At 71.3% G+C, this 3,538-nt stretch carries 4 protein-coding genes; 3 read left to right on the top strand and 1 reads right to left on the bottom strand.

Features of this window, described 5'->3' with window-relative positions; all coding sequences use genetic code 11:
• The 3 genes from APM_RS03960 to APM_RS03970 all read left to right on the top strand — a co-directional run.
• Positions 1 to 652 (top strand): ATP-binding cassette domain-containing protein (locus APM_RS03960; RefSeq protein WP_007422060.1); only part of this gene is annotated, 652 nt, incomplete at its 5' end.
• On the top strand, positions 642 to 1,604 hold the full coding sequence (locus APM_RS03965) for an ABC transporter permease (RefSeq protein ID WP_241763100.1): 963 nt from the start codon (positions 642 to 644) through the stop codon (positions 1,602 to 1,604). The genes APM_RS03960 and APM_RS03965, both read left to right, overlap by 11 nt.
• Positions 1,605 to 1,613: 9 nt before the next feature.
• Positions 1,614 to 2,552, top strand: a complete 939-nt coding sequence (locus tag APM_RS03970; protein ID WP_007422062.1) for an ABC transporter permease — start codon at positions 1,614 to 1,616, stop codon at positions 2,550 to 2,552.
• Positions 2,553 to 2,585: 33 nt separating this feature from the next.
• On the opposite strand, the gene APM_RS03975 is transcribed toward APM_RS03970, so the two are convergent.
• Positions 2,586 to 3,538: adenylosuccinate synthase (locus APM_RS03975; protein WP_007422063.1), on the bottom strand; the 953-nt coding region annotated here is incomplete at its 5' end.

The following is a 3,538-nucleotide window of genomic DNA, read 5'->3' on the forward strand; positions in this document are numbered from 1 at the left end:
GCGCGTTCATGCCGGCCGAAATCGTCGGTCTTGCCGGCCTCGCCGGTCATGGCCACGGGCGTTCCTGCACCGGGTCTTCGCCGCCGCCCGCCACCGCGAGCGCGGCCTCGCCGTCAATGGCAGCATCGCCCATGTCAGCGGCGACCGCGCCAGCGAGGGAATCTTTCCGCTCTGGTCGGTGATGCGCAACATCTCCGCCGGCGCGCTCGGCCGGCTCTCCCGCTTCGGCCTGATCGATCCCGCCGCCGAACGCGCCCTTGCCGAGGCGTGGGCGCGGAGCCTGGCGATCCGCACGCCCTCCGTCTCCCATCTCGCGACCCGCCTGTCCGGCGGCAACCAGCAGAAGGTGCTGGTTGCCCGCGCGCTGGCCTCCGGGGCCGATATCCTCCTGCTCGACGATCCGACGCGCGGTGTCGATGTCGGCACCAAGCGCGAGCTTTACGCGCGGATGCGCGCGCACGCCGCCGGCGGCCATGCCATCCTCTGGTACACCACCGAGAACGCCGAGCTCGCCGAGTGTGACCGGGTCTATGTCTTCAGCCGCGGCCGGATCACCGATGCGATCGACCGCGACGCCTATTCGGAAGACCGGGTGATCCGTGCCTCCTTTGCCTCGGCGCCGCCCGGGGGCGGCTTCGCCCGTGCCGGCTGACCCGTCCGCGATGCCCGCCGGCCAACCCGCCCTCGCAGCCGCCCTGCCACGCTTCAAGATCGCCCTGCCCGTCGCCGCCCTGGCCGCGATGTTCGGCATCATCTTCTGGATACGGCCGGCGATCCTCAGCTATTTCGGCATCGGCCTGCTGCTCGATCTCGCGATGCCGGCGGTCTTCGCCAGCATGGCGCAGATGTGCGTCATCGCCATCAATGACATCGATCTCGGCATCGGCCCGTTCATCTCGCTCACATCCTGTATCGCGGCGACGCTGCTGGTCCGCGCCCCCGCCGCCGGCCTCCTCGCCCTCGCCGCGGCGATCGGCGCCTACGCGCTAATGGGCGGGCTGATCCATGTTCGCCGGCTGCCCTCGATCGTGGTGACGCTGGGCGCCTCGTTCATCTGGCTCGGCTGCGCCCTGCTGCTGCTGCCCTCGCCCGGCGGCGGCGCGCCGTCCCTCATCGCCGGCTTCGTCAACCTCTCGCCGCCGCTGGTGCCGCTGCCGATCCTCGTGCTCGCCGGCGCCGCGCTCCTCGGCCATTTGCTGCTGATGCGCACCGCGCGCGGCGCCGTCCTGCGCGGCATCGGCGGCAATGCGAAGGCGGTCGAGCAGGCCGGCTGGTCGCTCGCCCGCGGGCGGATGCTGCTCTACGGCATCGCCGGGGCCTGCGGCGTGATCGCCGGCCTGCTGCTGGATGGCATCAACACCTCCGGCGACGCGACGGTGGGCGCGCAATACACGCTGACCTCGATCGCGGCGGTGATCGTCGGCGGCGGCGAGTTCGTGGGCGGCGACGTCTCGCCGGTCGGCACCGTCACCGGCACGCTGATCATGCTGCTCACAGGCTCGGTGCTGTCCTTCGTGAACATCTCGACGAGCTGGCAGCTCAGCGTGGAGGGGGGCATCCTGATCGTGGTGCTCGGCCTGCGCGCCGTGGCGCGGTCGGCATAGGAGCGGCGGATGGGACAACGCTTCGCGAACGCCCCGCGCTGGATCTGGTCCTATCTCGCGGCGGCGGTCGTCTACCTCGCGATCGTGGTCATCGCCGCCGGCGCCGGCAGTTTCCAGACCTTCTCGATCGCGCTGCAATTCGCCACATTCTTTGTCATCGCCGGGCTCGGGCAGATGCTGGTGATCACCGCCGGCCCGGGCAATATCGACCTGTCGATCCCCGGCGTGATGACGCTCGCCGGCTATCTAGCGACCGGCGCGATGCACGGCAGCAATGCCGGGCTGCTTTCCGGCCTCGCCCTCGGCCTGCTCATCGGCCTCGGTGCCGGGCTTTTCAATCTGGCGCTGATCCGCCTGCTGCGCATCCCGCCGATGGTCGGCACGCTCGCCTCCGGCTTCATCTACCAGTCTGCCGCCATCGCCTATTCCAGCCACGCGGTGACGCAGCCCTCGCCGCTGCTCGCGGCGTTCACGTCTGGCCGCGTGCTGGGCGTCTCCGCGATGACGGTGCTGTTCATCCTGCTCACCGCCGCCTGCGCGGTCGGGCTCCAGCGCACGCGGGCGGGTCGGGCGGTGCTCGCTCTCGGGCAGAACCGCCGGGCGGCCTCGCTCGCCGGCTTTCGGGTTGGAGGTGCGCTCTCGCTGGTCTATCTCGCCTCCGGCCTGCTCGCCGCCATCGCCGGCATCCTGCTCGCCGCCTATTCCGGCGGCGCCTCGCTCGACATGGCGCGCGAATATCTCCTGATGTCGATCGCCGTGGTGGTGATCGGCGGCACCTCGATCGCCGGCGGCGACCCCGCCCCGCCCGGCCTCTGGGGCTCGGCCATGCTGCTCGGGCTGCTCGTTACGATGCTCAACCTGCTGCACATGCCTGAGGGTGTCCGCCTGATCGCGACGGGCGGCGTCATCATCGGTGTCCTCGCCGTCGCGACGCCACAGGGACCATGACCTGCCGTTCCGGCGCGGCGGAGCTGGAAGGCCTCAGTCGGCGAAGGGGTCCTGCATCAGGATGGTGTCGTCCCGCTCGGGGCTGGTGGAGAGCAGGGTGACCGGGCATTCGACCAGTTCCTCGATGCGGCGGACATACTTGATCGCCTGCGCCGGCAGGTCGGCATAGGAGCGGGCGCCGCGGGTCGAGCCGGACCAGCCCTCGATGGTTTCATAGACCGGTTCGGCCTTGGCCTGCGCCGCGGCGCCGGGCGGCAGATGGGGCAGGGTTTCGCCGCCGATGCGGTAGCCGACGCCGATTTGCAGCGTCGTCATGCCGTCGAGCACGTCGAGCTTGGTCAGCGCGAGGCCCTGGATGCCACCGACCTTGACCGCCTGGCGGACCAGGGCGGCGTCGAACCAGCCGCAGCGGCGGGCGCGGCCGGTGACGGTGCCGAATTCATGCCCGCGCTCGCCGAGCAGGCGGCCGGTCTCGTTGTCCTGCTCGGTCGGGAAGGGGCCGGAGCCGACGCGGGTGGAATAGGCCTTGGCGATGCCGAGGACGCGGCCCGCCGCATCCGGCCCGACGCCGGCGCCGGCGGCGATCTGGCCGGAGACGGTGTTGGACGAGGTGACGAACGGGTAGGTGCCGTGATCGACATCGAGCATCACCGCCTGCGCGCCCTCGAACAGGATGCGGGCGCCGGATTTCTTCGCCTCGGCCAGGCGTTCCCAGACCGGTTCGGCGAAGGGCAGGATCTGCGGCGCGAGGGCGAGGAGCTGGTCCATCAGCTCGGCCTTGCCGAACGTGGGTGCGCCGAGGCCGGCGAGCAGCGTGTTGTGGTGCAGCAGCAGCTCGTCGAGCCGCCAGTCGAGCGTTGCGGGTTCGGCGAGGTCGCAGATGCGGATGGCGCGGCGGGCGACCTTGTCCTCATAGGCGGGGCCGATGCCGCGGCCGGTGGTGCCGATGCGGCGCGCGCCGCGGGCGGCCTCGCGCGCGGCATCGA

The sequence above is a fragment of the Acidiphilium sp. PM genome (assembly GCF_000219295.1).
In the GTDB taxonomy this organism is placed as follows: domain Bacteria; phylum Pseudomonadota; class Alphaproteobacteria; order Acetobacterales; family Acetobacteraceae; genus Acidiphilium; species Acidiphilium multivorum.